This is a genomic window from Haladaptatus sp., assembly GCF_049589095.1.
Lineage (GTDB): Archaea > Halobacteriota > Halobacteria > Halobacteriales > Haladaptataceae > Haladaptatus.
This window is the reverse complement of the sequence record NZ_JBAWAC010000317.1, coordinates 1-13,602: the sequence shown is the minus strand read 5'-3', so window position 1 is coordinate 13,602 and position 13,602 is coordinate 1. Positions and strand designations below refer to the sequence as shown.

Below are 13,602 nucleotides of genomic sequence, written 5' to 3'. Positions count from 1 at the left end.
AATCCCGCCCAGAAGGAAAACTTCGCTTGCAGTTCGAGGGGAACCCGATGGCGTACATTATCGAATCCGCCTGTGGTCGGTCGTCCGACGGCGAGAAATCGATCCTCGAAGTTACGCCCGAGCGACTGCATCAACGGGTACCGCTTCACATCGGGAACGCGGACCTCATCGAACGACTCGAAGCCGCGCTGTAGTCGGATTCCCGGCTGTAGTCGGATCCTCGCTTTCTATTTTGCGTTTAGCTGCTGTTCGTTGACGGTGACGGCGTCGTCCGTGGCCCGGTCGTCGGCGCAACGGTCGTCGGCGCAACGGTCGTCGGAGCAGCGGTCGCCGTCGGTCCGCCGACCGTCGTCCGTGGCACGGTCGTCTGATTCGTTTCGCTCACTTGTCGGATACACCTCTGCACGTCGTTTTGCTGCACCGTCGCGACCGTCTGCCCGTTCGAATCGAAGAACGTCGCGTTGACGAAGACGTATCCCGGAACGCCGAGGTCCGCCGTCGAGTTCGTCCACGTCACGTTGCCGTCGGCCGCCGGTTGGTAGTCCCCGGCGGAGATGTTCTGTGTCACCAGCACGCCCGACTGCGGGTTCGAGGCGTTGACCAGCAGCGCCTGCATCCGGTAGTCATCGGGTTGCGTCGCGTTCGCCGTGATTCGGGTGCAGGACAGGTTCGCCGAGAGCGGCGCGGTCGGCGGTGAGGTCGTCGTTGTCGTGGTGGCGTTCGGCGTTGTTGTCGGCGTCGCGGTGGCGTTCGCCGTCGTTGTCGTCACATTCGACGTCGTGGTTGGTGTCGTCGTGACGCTCGTGGTCGTCTGCGTAGTCGTGACATTTGGCGTCGGGGATGGCGGTGCGGTCGTCGAGGTCGGTGCCTGTGTCGACGTCGTGGTTTGCGCCGATGTCGTCGAGGTCGGCGTCGCGGTGGTCGACGTCGAGGTCGGCGTCGCGGTGGTCGACGTCGAAGTCGGCGTCGCCTCGCCGCCCGCTCCCTGTTTTGCGACCGACCGGAGCGTTTTCGGTGGAGCGTTCGCCCCCGACTTCACTCGGTTTGCCGCCTGTTTGGTTCCCGAAACCGCCGTTTGCTGAATTTGGCCCGCGTTGTTCACGTTTCCTTGCGTGGCGGACTGCGTCGCACCGGCGGCCGCGCCGAAGGTGATCGCCTGAATCTGCGTGACCGAGGCTTTCTGCACCTGCGTGATTCCACCCGTCGCAGCGCCCTGCGCGGCGGCTTGTATCTGCGTGACGGTCGCCTGCTGGCTCTGGGAAACCGCGCCGTTCGCCGCGCCTCGCGTCGCGGCCTGTACCTGTGTGATGCTCACCTGTTGGCGCTGACTTGCCACGACGCCGCCTTTACACGCCCCTCTTGCGGCGGCTTGCACTTGTGTGACGCTCACCTGTTGGTTCTGGGTAATGGCCCCGGATGCCGCCCCGGCACAGGCCGACTGAATCTGGGTGATTCGAACGGTCTGCACCTGCGTGACTCCGCCCTGTGCCGAACCCTTCGCGGCGGCCTGAATCTGTTTGACGTTCACGACCTGCTTCTGGACGGCACCTTGGGTCGCACCTTGTGCCGCCCCCTGCGCGACGATTTGAATCTGCACGATGTTCACGACCTGCACCTGCGTGATGCTCAATGCCCCAACCGCCGCACCACGACAGGCCGACTGAATCTGTGAAACGGTGGCTCCCTGCGCCTGTGTGAGTCCACCAGTCGCCGCGCCTTGTGCGGCGACTTGAATCTGTGTGACGCTCACCCGCTGGACTTGGGAGACGGCTCCCGCCGCCGCACCGCGGCAGGCCGCTTGGATCTGTTCGACGTTCACCTGCTGAATCTGTGTCACACCGCCTCTCGCCGCGCCCATCGCGGCGACTTGAACCTGCTTCGCGTTCGCGGTCTGTGCTTGGGCGGCCCCGGTCGCCGCGCCTCGTGCCGCCGCCTGCACCTGCTGGACCGAAACGCTCTGCCGTTGGTCGAGCGCGCCGAACGCCGCACCCTGTCCGGCCTCTTGGATCTGTGAGACGCTCGCTCCCTGATTCTGTACCGCACCGGTCACCGCACCCTGTGCGGCACCGCGCGCCGCCACCTGTACCTGCGTAACGTTCACCCGTTGACTTTGAGCGACTGCGCCGTGGCCCGCGCCGAACGCCGCGGCTTGCACCTGCGATACGTTCGCCTGTTGGGTCTGGGAAACTGCGCCGGTCGTTGCCCCCTGTGTCGCCACCTGTATCTGGGTGAAGTTCACGTCCTGACTCTGGAGGAGGGTACCGTGTGCGGCACCGCGCGCGGCGGCCTGAACCTGTTTGACGCTCGCCGATTGATTCTGTGAGACGGCCTGTGTCGCACCCTGTACTGCGGCCTGTCGCTGTTCCTGACTGATGGAGACACCTTGTCGCTGTGCCAACGCGGCCCCCTGTGCGACACCGCGGGCGGCCGCCTGCTCACGGGTCGAACGGTTCGAACCGGTCTGTAACAGTTCACTCGCGCCGTCGTTCACCGACAGTACGGGAAGCGTCGCCGCCGACTCCCCGACCGGGGGTGCCGACGCCTCCATTGACTGGGTGGATGACTTCGTGCCGGAGTTGGTGGGAGAAACGACGGCGACGCTTGCGATGCTGACGAGGAAGACGAGTCCGACCGCGACTACAGCCCGTGTGAATCGATCCATAATATACGACTCACACGCGCGAGACGCACGTCAACCGGAGCCATCGTTAATTCCGTTTCCTCACGTCCCCGGCCGGTTGTGATCGTTGACACGTGGTAGCGTCGCCCGACGGTTCCGGCAATCGTTGCGAGCCATCGTGGTAATCGAAATTTCGCGCTGACGAGTGATAACCGAATATAGTCGGTGGTGTACTTATTGGAAATAAATTTATTCGGGGCGATGATTTCCTATTGGTTGGCACGTTTCTAGGTGTCTAGATTCACCATTCTTTATCTATGCTGGTCAACTCCTCTTGAGCGTCGCATGAGCAATGAGTCACCATACCGTGACGACTCGGGGAACCGCCCGTCGGGACATCCGCCCCACGTACTTCGTGCCGAACCAGGAGTGAGTAGACCGTCTTTCGACGACATCTTCGAACTCCTGTCGGATAAGCGGAGACGATACGCAATCCACTACCTTTCAACGACTGCGGATGGCGTAGCAACGCTGTCCGACCTCGTAGAACAGGTCGTTGAGTGGGAAACCGAAACGTCGCCCAACGACGTTCCGGACGATTACCGACGACGTATCGAAGCATCCCTTCATCACACACACCTCCCAAAACTCGCTGACGCGAACATCATCGATTACGATGCACGGAGCGAATCACTTCGGTACTGGGGCCAACCAGTGCTCGAAGAGTACGCGGAGCACGTCGCGGCCATGGAACTGCCGGACCAGTAACCACGTCTCGACCCCGCTCCAGTCGCCCTTCTCCCCTTAGACGATTCTTTCTCCACTCTCCCCTCGTCTCCACCCCTCGCTCGAAAATATTGTCGCGATAGAAAGGGAAAACGGTTTGAAATCCCTTCGCGCATTCTCATTCATGAAAGTCCGTATCGGTGAAGGGGCGACCGACGAGGAAGCCTCGGCGATCGCCAGCGCACTCGCCGAGCACGTCGGCAGCGAGGTGGAAGTGTTCGTCGGCGACGAAACGGAACCGACCGTCACCTGGGACGACCCCGGCGAACCGCTGGAGGACGACCTCGGACCGACCGAGCGCGAGGAACTGCTCTGGGAAGAGATCGAGGAGATCGAGTTGGGCGGTCCGGAGAAGTACAAGGAGCGCCTCTCCGAGAAGGGCAAGTTGTTCGTCCGTGACCGACTCGACCTCTGGTTCGGTGAAGAGGGAATCAAGTTCGAGGACGGCCGGTTCGCCGAGTTCGACGCGGACGACCAACTGCCCGCCGACGGCCTGCTCACCGGCGCGGCCACGTTCGAGGACCGCGACCTGCACTTCATGGCGAACGACTTCACGGTCAAGGCCGGAAGCATGGCCGCCAAAGGGGTCGAGAAGTTCCTGCGCATGCAACAGCGGGCGCTTCAGAACGGGAAACCCGTCCTCTATCTGATGGACTCCTCGGGCGGACGTATCGACCAGCAGTCCGGGTTCTTCGCCAACCGCGAAGGTATCGGGAAGTACTACTACAACCACTCGATGCTCTCGGGACGCGTTCCGCAGATCTGTGTCCTCTACGGCCCGTGTATCGCCGGTGCGGCGTACACCCCCGTTTTCGCCGATTTCACCATCATGGTCGAGAACATGTCCGCGATGGCCATCGCCTCACCGCGGATGGTACAGATGGTCACCGGCGAGGACATCAGCATGCAGGACCTCGGCGGCGCACACATGCACGCGGCGGAATCGGGTAGCGCGGACCTTGTCGCCCGCGACGAGGAACACGCACGCGAACTCGTGGCGGACCTCATCACGTATCTTCCCGACAAGGCACACGAGAAACCGCCTCGAAGCGAACCGAAAGCGCCGAAACTGTCGCCGGACGGCATCGACGAGGTCATCCCGTCGAGTCCGAACCGGGCCTACGACATGACCGACCTCATAGAGCGCGTGGTCGATTCGGATTCGTACTTCGAACTCAGGCCGGAGTTCGGCGGCGAAATCATCACGGCGTTCGCCCGAATCGACGGCCGTCCGGTTGGCATCGTCGCCAACCAACCGGCACAGCGCTCGGGTGCCATCTTCCCGGACGCCGCCGAGAAGGCGGCCGAGTTCATCTGGAAGTGTGACGCGTTCGAGATTCCGCTCCTCTACCTCTGTGACACGCCGGGATTCATGGCCGGGTCCGGAGTCGAGAAGGACGCGATCCTGGAGAAAGGCAAGAAGATGATTTACGCCACCTCCTCCTCGACCGTCCCGAAGATTTCCGTCGTCGTCCGGAAGGCGTACGGTGCGGGTATCTATGCCATGTCCGGCCCCGCGTACGACCCCCAGAGCGTCATCGCGCTCCCGTCAGGCGAGATCGGCATCATGGGTCCCGAAGCGGCGATCAACGCGGTGTACGCGAACAAGTTGAACGACATCGAGGACCCGGAGGAACGCGCCCAGCGCGAGCAGGAACTCCGCGAGGAGTACCGCGAGGACATCGACGTGCACCGCATGGCGAGCGAGATGGTCATCGACGACATCGTTCCGCCGAGTACCCTCCGCGAGGAACTCGTCCAGCGCTACGACTTCTACGCTGGTCTCGAAAAGGACCTCCCGGACAAGAAGCACGGGACGATCCTGTAATCGGCCGACGGGGACCGGCACCTACTTTTTCGCATCCGAGCGGCGAAATGATCGTATGAAAATCATTCGAATCGGACAGTAGTGCCCACTTAAACACCGGGTAAGCCGATAAGGCACTTCATAATAAAGCACCGTTCAGGCGTATCCGGGATGACGTGGAACTACCGCGCCATCACCTATGAGTCATCAGCAGTTCTCTTACCGCTATCGGCGCACGGGTTGGTTCGATTTCGACGACGTGGAACGACTGCTCTGGGCCGTCGTCCTCCTCGCGCTCGTCGGCGACTTAGTTACGACGTACGTCGGATTGCAGGTGGGGCTCACCGAATCGAACCCGGTCGCGCGCGGCGCGCTCGGCCGATTCGGATTCCTCTCGCTCGTCGGCCTGAAGACGTTCGCGTTGGCCGTCGGATTCGTCTGCCGAACGCTCGTTCCCCGACAGTACGTCACGCTCGTCCCCGCCGGACTCGCGTTCCCGTGGGTGTTCGCTGTCGTCGTCAACCTCTCCCTGTTCACCCGACTGTGAAATCTCCCCTGTCTACTCGGCGTTCGCCTTCTTGAGCGACAGCGCAGTCCTGTCGAATTCACAGACGAGCGTCTCGTCCTCACCATCGACCTTGAACACTTCCACGTGCATGGTGACGACCCCGCGCTCGCCGTCGCTCGTCTCGCGTTTGTCGGTCACGGTGGACTGTGCCCGAATCGTGTCGCCGTGGAAAACCGGGTTGGGGTGTGAGACGTTGTCGTAGGAGAGGTTGGCGACGATGGTTCCGTCCGTCGTGTCAGGAATCGAGACGCCGACAGCGAGACTCATCGTATAGAGACCGTTGACGAGGCGCTCGCCGAACTGGGTGTCGGCCGCGAACTCGGCGTCCAGATGGAGTGGCTGTTGGTTCATCGTCATATCACAGTATTTCTGATTGTCGGCTTCGCTGATAGTGCGCCGCCTCTCGTGTTCGATAGTCTGGCCCACCTCGAACTCCTCGTAGTACAGTCCGGTCATGGTAAAATTTGGGTCAGCGGTGGGAAAAATCCTGTCGGTCTCCGCCGGGTCCGTTGCAACCGTTCCAACCGTTGCACGGCCGATAACGGGCTGTAACCGGTTCATAACAAAGTAGACAGTATTCGAATGACTGGGCAGTCAGGCGGAATTCAGGTCTGGAGAAATATGAAAGATTACAGTACACGACAGTCGGCGACGGACGACACGACGTTCCTCTCGGATGGCGGCACCGATTCGGGTTCGAAGCCGCCTCGGCCGTCCACCGACGGCGGTATCGACTCGGAACCGGATATCCGCCCCGGTCCCGTCGATCCCGGGAGTGAGGAGGAACCGACGACGCCGACGATGCCGGCGACACCGTTGAGCGACAGCAGGCGCGTTCACGCGCGTTGGTTCGCCCAAGTCGGTGGGCCGGTCGAAACCACACCCGTCGTCAGGGACGGGTCGGTGTACGTCGGTACCGAGAACGGGTTCGTCTGTAGTATCGACCAGCGGGATGGCGTGAGCAACTGGCTGTTCCAGGCACCGAACGCGGTCGGGTCGCCGACGCCGGGTGTGGACCTCACCTACGTCGGTGACAGGAGCGGGAACCTGTTCGCGCTCGACAGGATGAACGGAACGCGTGAATGGTGTTTCGAGTCGGATGCTGGCGTGGAGGAAGCGCCGATACTCGTCGGGAACACGCTGTACGTCGCTTCGCGCGATGGACAGGTGTCCATGCTCGACGCCGAAACGGGTGAGTTGAAATCGTCCTTCCGAACCCCCGCACGAGCGCTCACGTCGATGCAGATCGCGGGTAACACCCTCTACGCGACCGGACTCGACGGTGGGCTGTTCGCCCACGACGTGGACGACGGGGAGGAGTTCTTCCGCTTCGCACCGTCACTCGCCATCGCGGGCGCTCCCGCCGTCGTTGGTGACACGGCGTACGTCGGGACCGTGGACGGCGACCGAATCTACGCGCTCGACGCCGAAACGGGCAAAACCAAATGGCGGTATCAGACGGACGCCGGTGTCTGGTCGTCGCCGGTCGCCGTCGGCGGTATCGTTTACACCAGCTCCGCGGACGGGAATATCTTGGCGCTTGACGCACGGAAGGGTACCGTCAAGTGGTGTGTCGAAACCGACGCTCGCGTGTGGGGATCGCCCGTCGTCACGAACGAACTGGTCTCCGCCTGCAACGACGACGGCTTACTGGTCGCACTCGACCGCTCCGACGGCCGCACTAGGTGGCATTTCCGAGCACAGGATTCGCTGGTCGGATCGCCAGCGGTCGGCAGCGAATCCGTCTACGTCGGTGACGTGGCGGGAATGGTTTACGCCCTGCCGCAGTAAGTCGCTCACCGTCCTTCTCCGTATCGTGCTGTGGTATCTCATGCCGACGCAACGACGGATGGCAAGGCATTTCTCGTATTACTACCGACTAAACTGGCAAGCCTGTCGGAGGCGTCCAACTATGGCATCTACTGGGAAGCAGACTACGGACGAACCGGAAACGGCGGTTGAAACGGCACGACGACAACTGGAGCGCGCGGCGGCGCACCTCGACGTGGACCGCGGCACGATCGAGCGCTTGAAGCACCCCGACCAAGTACACCGGGTTTCGGTGCCGCTGAAGCGGGACAACGGTGACACGGATATCTTCACCGGCTACCGCGCACAACACGACAGCGTGCGCGGACCGTTCAAGGGCGGAATGCGCTACCACCCCGGCGTCACCGAAGACGAGTGCGTCGGCCTTTCGATGTGGATGACGTGGAAATGCGCCGTCATGGACCTCCCGTTCGGGGGCGCGAAGGGTGGCATCATCGTCAATCCGAAGGAGCTCAGCAACGAGGAAAAGGAACGGCTCACCCGCCGCTTCGCCGAGGAACTGCGCGACTTCATCGGCCCGATGCGCGACATTCCCGCGCCGGACATGGGAACCGACGCGCAGGCGATGGCGTGGTTCATGGACGCCTACTCCATGCAGGAAGGCGAAACGCAACCCGGCGTCGTCACCGGTAAACCGCCGGTCATCGGCGGTTCCTACGGCCGCGAGGAGTCGCCCGGTCGCTCGGTCGCCATCATCGCCCGCGAAGCGTGTGAGTACTACGACTACGACCTCGAAGACACGTCGATCGCCATCCAAGGGTTCGGGAGCGTCGGCGCGAACGCCGCCCTCTCGCTCCACGAGTGGGGTGCGAACGTCGTCGCCGTCTCCGACGTGAACGGTGCGATCTACGACGAGGACGGACTCGACATCGACGCGATTCCGACCCACGAAGAGGAACCCGAGGCGGTCACGACGTTCGACGGCCACGAGGCGATTCCCAACGAGAAACTCCTCGAACTCGACGTCGACGTGCTCATCCCGGCCGCGATCGGGAACGTCCTCACCGATGCGAACGCCCACGACGTGCAGGCGGACATAATCGTCGAGGGTGCGAACGGTCCGACGACGACCACCGCGGACGAGATATTCGAGAAGCGCGATATCCACGTCATTCCGGACATCCTCGCCAACGCGGGCGGGGTGACGGTCTCGTACTTCGAGTGGCTACAGGACATCAACCGCCGCCAGTGGTCGCTCGAACGCGTGAACGAGGAACTCGAATCCGAGATGCTCACCGCGTGGGACGACGTCCGATCCGAAGTCGAAGAGCGCGGCGTGACGTGGCGTGACGCCGCGTACATCGTCGGCCTCTCGCGTATCGCCGCGGCTCACACGGCGCGCGGACTCTGGCCATAAAACGGCAAACGTCCCTCGGGACGTTTACCAGCGGAATTTTTTCTGTCGTCGTCCGAGGGCAGAACCATCACCGGTCGGACATCCCGGCACCGAGCGCTACGCCGATAGCGATTCCGACCCCCATTCCGAGTGCGATATTATCCAGTGCGACACCGATACCGGCACCGAGAGCGACGCCAATGCCGATACCGAGTCCCATGTTGGTGTTCGAATCGGACCCCTCGTCCGCGTTCGACTCTTCCGTTCCCGACTCTTCCGTTCGTTCCATGCCGACGTACCGAAGGGTGGCGGGATAAACCTATCCGGGGAGTTTCCGATTCGGTGCATGCTTGGAACGAGGAAATTGGCGACACCGAGGGTGCACGAACGGGACCGTTCGGTGGGTTGAAATCGACGCCACGCGTCGTTCCCGTATGCCACGACGAAGCGTCATGTTCACGCCGGGCGACCGCCCGGAGATGATGCGAAAAGCACCCGGCGCAGGGGCCGACGTGATCGTGTTCGACTTGGAGGACGCGGTCTCCCCCGAACGAAAGGACGAAGCCCGCGAGGCCGTCCGTGACGTGCTCACGGACCCGGCGTTCGACCCGGACTGTGAGGTGTGTGTTCGCGTCAACCCGACGGGGATCGCTGCGGACGACGACCTCCGTGGAATCGCCGACGGTGCCGACGCCATCGATTCGGTCATGCTGCCGAAAACGGAATCGGGCGACGATGCCGAGACGCTGGTTCGACTGCTCCACGAACACGACTGTCGGGTCCCGATCCTCGCGCTGGTCGAGACGGCGAGCGGGGTTCTCAACGCCGCGGAGATCGCAACGGTGGACGAAACGGCCGCACTCGTGTTCGGGGCGGAGGACCTGTCGGCGGACATCGGCGCGACTCGAACCGACGAGGGGACCGAGGTGCTCTACGCCCGGGAACACGTCGTCATCGCGGCGAGCGCCAACGGCGTCGACGCCATCGATACCGTCTACACCGATTTCGGTGATACGGAGGGGTTGAGCGAGGAGACGGAGTTCGCCATTCGACTCGGCTACGACGGGAAAATGGCGATCCATCCGGCACAGGTCGCGCCCATCAACGAGGCGTTCACGCCCGACCCGGAGCGGGTGGAGTGGGCCGAAGCCGTCCTGACGGCGAAAGCGGACGCCGACGAGGACGGACGCGGCGTTTTCAGAGTCGACGGTGAAATGATAGATGCGCCGCTCATCGCCCAAGCGGAACGGATCATGGTGTACGCGGACGCTGACAACTGACTCTCTTCCTTATACCTCATTTAGGTATAATAGTTCATGGTTATTTCGTCACGTTTAACAGTGGGTGGGTGGGACTGACAAACGATGTCCGAACAAGCTAATCCGTTCGAGAGCTTGCAGGAACAGATTGACGACGCGTCCGAATATCTCGACGCGTCCCCTGACGTTTTCGAGCGGCTCAAGCACCCCCAGCGGGTTCTCGAGACGAATCTCTCTGTCGAGATGGACGACGGGTCCATCGAAGTGTTCAAATCGTTCCGTTCGCAGTTCAACGGTGACCGCGGCCCGTACAAAGGTGGAATCCGATACCACCCCAACGTCTCTCGCGACGAAGTGAAAGCTCTCTCCGGATGGATGGTCTACAAGACCGCCGTGGTTGATATCCCCTACGGCGGCGGGAAAGGCGGTATCGTCATCGACCCCAACGAGTACAGCGAGGCCGAACTGGAGCGTATCACGCGCTCGTTCGCCAAGGAACTCCGCCCGTTCATCGGCGTCGACCAGGACATTCCCGCACCGGACGTGAACACCGGCCAGCGCGAGATGAATTGGATCAAAGACACATACGAGAAACTCGAAAACACGACCGAACCGGGCGTCATCACGGGTAAAGCGCTCGAAAGCGGCGGCAGCGAAGGCCGCGTCGAGGCGACGGGTCGCTCAACCATGCTCACCGCTCGTGAGGCGTTCGACTACCTCGGCAAGGAGATGGACGGCGCAACCGTCGCCGTGCAGGGCTACGGGAACGCCGGATGGATTGCCGCGAAACTCATCGAAAACCTCGGCGCGAAGATAGTCGCCGTCTCGGACTCTAGCGGCGGTATCTACAACCCCGACGGACTCCACGCCCGCGACGTCAAGGACCACAAGAACGAGACCGGTAGCGTCACCGGCTACGCCGGTACCGAAGAGGAAATCAGCAACGAGGAACTCCTCACGCTCGACGTGGACCTGCTCGTTCCCGCGGCGCTCGAAAACGCCATCGACGGCGACCTCGCGAAGGACGTTCAGGCGGACGTCATCGTGGAAGCCGCGAACGGCCCGCTCACGCCGGACGCCGACGACGTGCTTACGGAGCGCGGCGTCCACGTCTTCCCCGACATCCTCGCCAACGCGGGCGGGGTGACGGTCTCGTACTTCGAATGGGTCCAGAACCGCCAGCGCTTCTACTGGTCGGAAGAGCGCGTCAACGAGGAACTCGAAGACGTCATCGTCTCCGCGTTCGGCGACCTGACGGACGCCTACGAGGCGAACGACCTGCCGAACTTCCGGACCGCGGCCTACGTCGTCGCCCTCCAGCGCGTCATCGACTCCTACACCGAGAGCGGCAACTGGCCATAGCCGACGAATAAGGCCATTCACGGAGCAGTTTTCGAACGACGACGGTTCGATCGAACACCTTTTTTGGCCCGGTCATCGCGTGCGAACGGGAAACGTCCTGTCTCCGAAGGGTACTTTCCACCGGGGTAGAGATATCATCTAATGACGACTGCCGTTTACTTCGACCTCGATAACACCCTCCTCGAATACACCGTCTCGTTCGGGGAGATAACTGCGGGGTCGTTGCCCGTCGAACCGACCGAGGAGATGCTGGTACGGTACTCGGATGCAGTGTTGGAGGCCATTACGGAACTGAAATCGAACCCGTACGAACGCGCCTTCGCCGCGGTCTGTGCGGAACACGACATCGATGCGGATCCGAGCGCGTTGGCGACCCGCCACATCGAAAACGAGGCCGAGGCGACACGTCTCCGACCGGCCGTACGGCGGTTGGTCGAAACCGTCTCCGCTCGACATCCGACCGGAATCCTCACAAACGGGGACGGGCGGGCACAACGGCGAAAGATCGAAGCGCACGGACTCGAAACGCTCGTCGACACCGTCATCGTCTCGAACGAGTTCGGTGCCCGGAAACCGGACCCGGAAATCTTCGAGGAAGCGAAACGGCGACTCGACGCGGACGAGTACATCTACATCGGCGACACCTTCGAAGAGGACATCGTCCCCGCCCGCGAGCAGGGATTCGGAACGGTGTACGTCGGCGACGAATCACGACCGGCGGCCCCGGTCTCGGCCGCCGATATGACGGAACTCGCGGACGTACTCCTCCCGTTGATCGAAACGAAGGGAAGATAAAAGAACCATCAGAAGCGAACGGAGAAGAACTGCCGGAAGCGAACGGGAAGGGGGCGTCAGAAGGGGAGACGAAGGGGCGTCATCAGCCACTGAGTACACGACAAATTAAAGGTTTAGAAGCGTCTAATCTCCGGTAGTGATGCTGAGCGACGTGATGGAGGACTACTTGAAGGCCATCTATACGCTCCAGACGGAGGACGGGGGTCCGGTAGCGACCTCCGAAATCGCGGACTATCTGGGAGTAACACCGCCGACAGTCACCAGTATGGTTGAAAAGCTGACCGACCGTGGACTGCTCGATCGGGAGAAGTACAAGGGGGTGGAACTCACCGCCGAGGGCGAGACGGTCGCGCTCGAAGTGCTCCGTCACCACCGACTGCTGGAGGCCTACCTGACGGAACATCTCGACTACTCGTGGAGCGAAGTCCACGACGAAGCCGACCGCCTTGAACACCACATCAGCGAGGAGTTCGAACAACGCGTCGCCGAGGCACTCGGGAACCCGACCATCGACCCCCACGGGGACCCGATCCCCGACGCGAACCTCTCGCCCATCGAGGAGGACGACACGACACGCCTGAACGAACACGAGGCCGGTCAACACGTCGTCGTGGCGCGCGTCAGCGACCGCGACGATGAGGAGTTGCGCTACCTCGCCGAAGCGGGAATCTCGCCGGGAACGGAACTCGAAATCGTCGACGTCGCCCCGTTCGGCATGGTGACCGTGTCCGTCCTCGGTGGGGAACAGAGCCTTCCGGAAAGCGTCGCTCGGTCGATTCGCGTCCGGGCGGTCGTCGAAGAAATCGCCTGAGATGGTCGGAGAACCGACGCCGTTAGCGACGGGTCTCCAAGGGGTTATCAACCGCTACGACGGCTACGGACCGCTCCTCGCCGCGTTCCTCGCCAATCTGCTCGCCACCTTCGGTGACAAAGGACAACTCGTCGTCGTCACCCTCGCGTCACGCTACGACGCGAAGAAGGTGTTTCTCGGCGCGATGGCGGCGTTTTCGTTGTGGAGTACCGTCGAAATCGCGTTCGGTCACCTCATCGAATCCACCCTCCCCGGGAACACGATCACGGTACTGACCGGCGGTTTGTTCGTCGTCTTCGGGCTCTGGACGTTGACGAACGCGGTGCCGAAGTTCGCCGAGGATTCCTCGTCCGACCCACCGCTCGTAACCGGCGGCGGAATGGATGTGGGCATGACCGGGAGGCTGATTCCGGACGGGTTACTGAATC

13 protein-coding genes and 1 pseudogene are annotated in these 13,602 nt (G+C 62.3%); 11 read left to right on the top strand and 3 right to left on the bottom strand.

All coding sequences use genetic code 11. The annotated features are described in order from the left end of the window. Positions 1-194: pseudogene (locus tag WBV42_RS10230) on the top strand (class 1 fructose-bisphosphatase); the annotation flags it as partial. Between the two features lie 44 nt (positions 195-238). Here the strand turns inward: WBV42_RS10230 and WBV42_RS10225 are convergent. Continuing rightward, positions 239-2,662: a hypothetical protein gene (locus WBV42_RS10225; protein WP_423985937.1), complete on the bottom strand. Its 2,424-nt coding sequence runs from the start codon at positions 2,660-2,662 to the stop codon at positions 239-241. A gap of 387 nt (positions 2,663-3,049) precedes the next feature. Between WBV42_RS10225 and WBV42_RS10220 the strand changes: the two genes are divergently transcribed. The 3 genes from WBV42_RS10220 (at position 3,050) to WBV42_RS10210 (ending at position 5,760) form a co-directional block, all read left to right on the top strand. Then, positions 3,050-3,388: a DUF7344 domain-containing protein gene (locus WBV42_RS10220; RefSeq protein ID WP_066146303.1), complete on the top strand. Its 339-nt coding sequence runs from the start codon at positions 3,050-3,052 to the stop codon at positions 3,386-3,388. A 142-nt stretch (positions 3,389-3,530) separates the two neighbouring features. Beyond that, on the top strand, positions 3,531-5,234 hold the full coding sequence (locus WBV42_RS10215) for an acyl-CoA carboxylase subunit beta (RefSeq protein ID WP_423985936.1): 1,704 nt from the start codon (positions 3,531-3,533) through the stop codon (positions 5,232-5,234). A gap of 178 nt (positions 5,235-5,412) precedes the next feature. Then, positions 5,413-5,760 (top strand): DUF5658 family protein, encoded by a 348-nt coding sequence (locus WBV42_RS10210; RefSeq protein WP_423985935.1) that lies wholly within the window; start codon positions 5,413-5,415, stop codon positions 5,758-5,760. Between the two features lie 12 nt (positions 5,761-5,772). On the opposite strand, the gene WBV42_RS10205 is transcribed toward WBV42_RS10210, so the two are convergent. Further along, positions 5,773-6,237 (bottom strand): MaoC family dehydratase, encoded by a 465-nt coding sequence (locus tag WBV42_RS10205; protein ID WP_253226192.1) that lies wholly within the window; start codon positions 6,235-6,237, stop codon positions 5,773-5,775. Positions 6,238-6,402: 165 nt separating this feature from the next. On the opposite strand from WBV42_RS10205, the gene WBV42_RS10200 reads away from it, so the two are divergent. Together WBV42_RS10200 and gdhB are read left to right on the top strand one after the other, a co-directional pair. After that, positions 6,403-7,572 (top strand): PQQ-binding-like beta-propeller repeat protein, encoded by a 1,170-nt coding sequence (locus WBV42_RS10200; protein ID WP_423985934.1) that lies wholly within the window; start codon positions 6,403-6,405, stop codon positions 7,570-7,572. Between the two features lie 121 nt (positions 7,573-7,693). Further along, positions 7,694-8,968 (top strand): glutamate dehydrogenase GdhB, encoded by a 1,275-nt coding sequence (gene gdhB, locus WBV42_RS10195; protein ID WP_423985933.1) that lies wholly within the window; start codon positions 7,694-7,696, stop codon positions 8,966-8,968. A gap of 67 nt (positions 8,969-9,035) precedes the next feature. Here the strand turns inward: gdhB and WBV42_RS10190 are convergent, their stop codons facing one another. After that, a complete protein-coding gene (locus WBV42_RS10190) occupies positions 9,036-9,236 on the bottom strand; it encodes a hypothetical protein (protein ID WP_423985932.1) in 201 nt (66 codons plus the stop codon). 145 nt (positions 9,237-9,381) lie between these two features. On the opposite strand from WBV42_RS10190, the gene WBV42_RS10185 reads away from it, so the two are divergent. The 5 genes from WBV42_RS10185 to WBV42_RS10165 all read left to right on the top strand — a co-directional run. Then, a complete protein-coding gene (locus tag WBV42_RS10185) occupies positions 9,382-10,227 on the top strand; it encodes an HpcH/HpaI aldolase/citrate lyase family protein (RefSeq protein ID WP_423985931.1) in 846 nt (281 codons plus the stop codon). Between the two features lie 84 nt (positions 10,228-10,311). Next, on the top strand, positions 10,312-11,568 hold the full coding sequence (locus tag WBV42_RS10180; protein WP_423985930.1) for a Glu/Leu/Phe/Val family dehydrogenase: 1,257 nt from the start codon (positions 10,312-10,314) through the stop codon (positions 11,566-11,568). A 141-nt stretch (positions 11,569-11,709) separates the two neighbouring features. Next, on the top strand, positions 11,710-12,363 hold the full coding sequence (locus tag WBV42_RS10175; RefSeq protein WP_423985929.1) for an HAD family hydrolase: 654 nt from the start codon (positions 11,710-11,712) through the stop codon (positions 12,361-12,363). Positions 12,364-12,502: 139 nt separating this feature from the next. After that, complete coding sequence (locus WBV42_RS10170; RefSeq protein ID WP_253226399.1) at positions 12,503-13,174, top strand: metal-dependent transcriptional regulator; 672 nt, start codon at positions 12,503-12,505, stop codon at positions 13,172-13,174. 1 nt (position 13,175) lies between these two features. Continuing rightward, positions 13,176-13,602, top strand: a 427-nt coding sequence (locus WBV42_RS10165) for a TMEM165/GDT1 family protein (protein ID WP_423985928.1), incomplete at its 3' end; no start/stop codon positions are given.

Bases quoted from the DNA above. Each gene is read 5' to 3' on its own strand.
- WBV42_RS10225 (WP_423985937.1), bottom strand. From the start codon at position 2,662: ATGGATCGATTCACACGGGCTGTAGTCGCGGTCGGACTCGTCTTCCTC.
- WBV42_RS10215 (WP_423985936.1), top strand. From the start codon at position 3,531: ATGAAAGTCCGTATCGGTGAAGGGGCGACCGACGAGGAAGCCTCGGCG.
- WBV42_RS10210 (WP_423985935.1), top strand. From the start codon at position 5,413: ATGAGTCATCAGCAGTTCTCTTACCGCTATCGGCGCACGGGTTGGTTC.
- WBV42_RS10205 (WP_253226192.1), bottom strand. From the start codon at position 6,237: ATGACCGGACTGTACTACGAGGAGTTCGAGGTGGGCCAGACTATCGAA.
- WBV42_RS10200 (WP_423985934.1), top strand. From the start codon at position 6,403: ATGAAAGATTACAGTACACGACAGTCGGCGACGGACGACACGACGTTC.
- gdhB (WP_423985933.1), top strand. From the start codon at position 7,694: ATGGCATCTACTGGGAAGCAGACTACGGACGAACCGGAAACGGCGGTT.
- WBV42_RS10190 (WP_423985932.1), bottom strand. From the start codon at position 9,236: ATGGAACGAACGGAAGAGTCGGGAACGGAAGAGTCGAACGCGGACGAG.
- WBV42_RS10185 (WP_423985931.1), top strand. From the start codon at position 9,382: ATGCCACGACGAAGCGTCATGTTCACGCCGGGCGACCGCCCGGAGATG.
- WBV42_RS10180 (WP_423985930.1), top strand. From the start codon at position 10,312: ATGTCCGAACAAGCTAATCCGTTCGAGAGCTTGCAGGAACAGATTGAC.
- WBV42_RS10175 (WP_423985929.1), top strand. From the start codon at position 11,710: ATGACGACTGCCGTTTACTTCGACCTCGATAACACCCTCCTCGAATAC.
- WBV42_RS10170 (WP_253226399.1), top strand. From the start codon at position 12,503: ATGCTGAGCGACGTGATGGAGGACTACTTGAAGGCCATCTATACGCTC.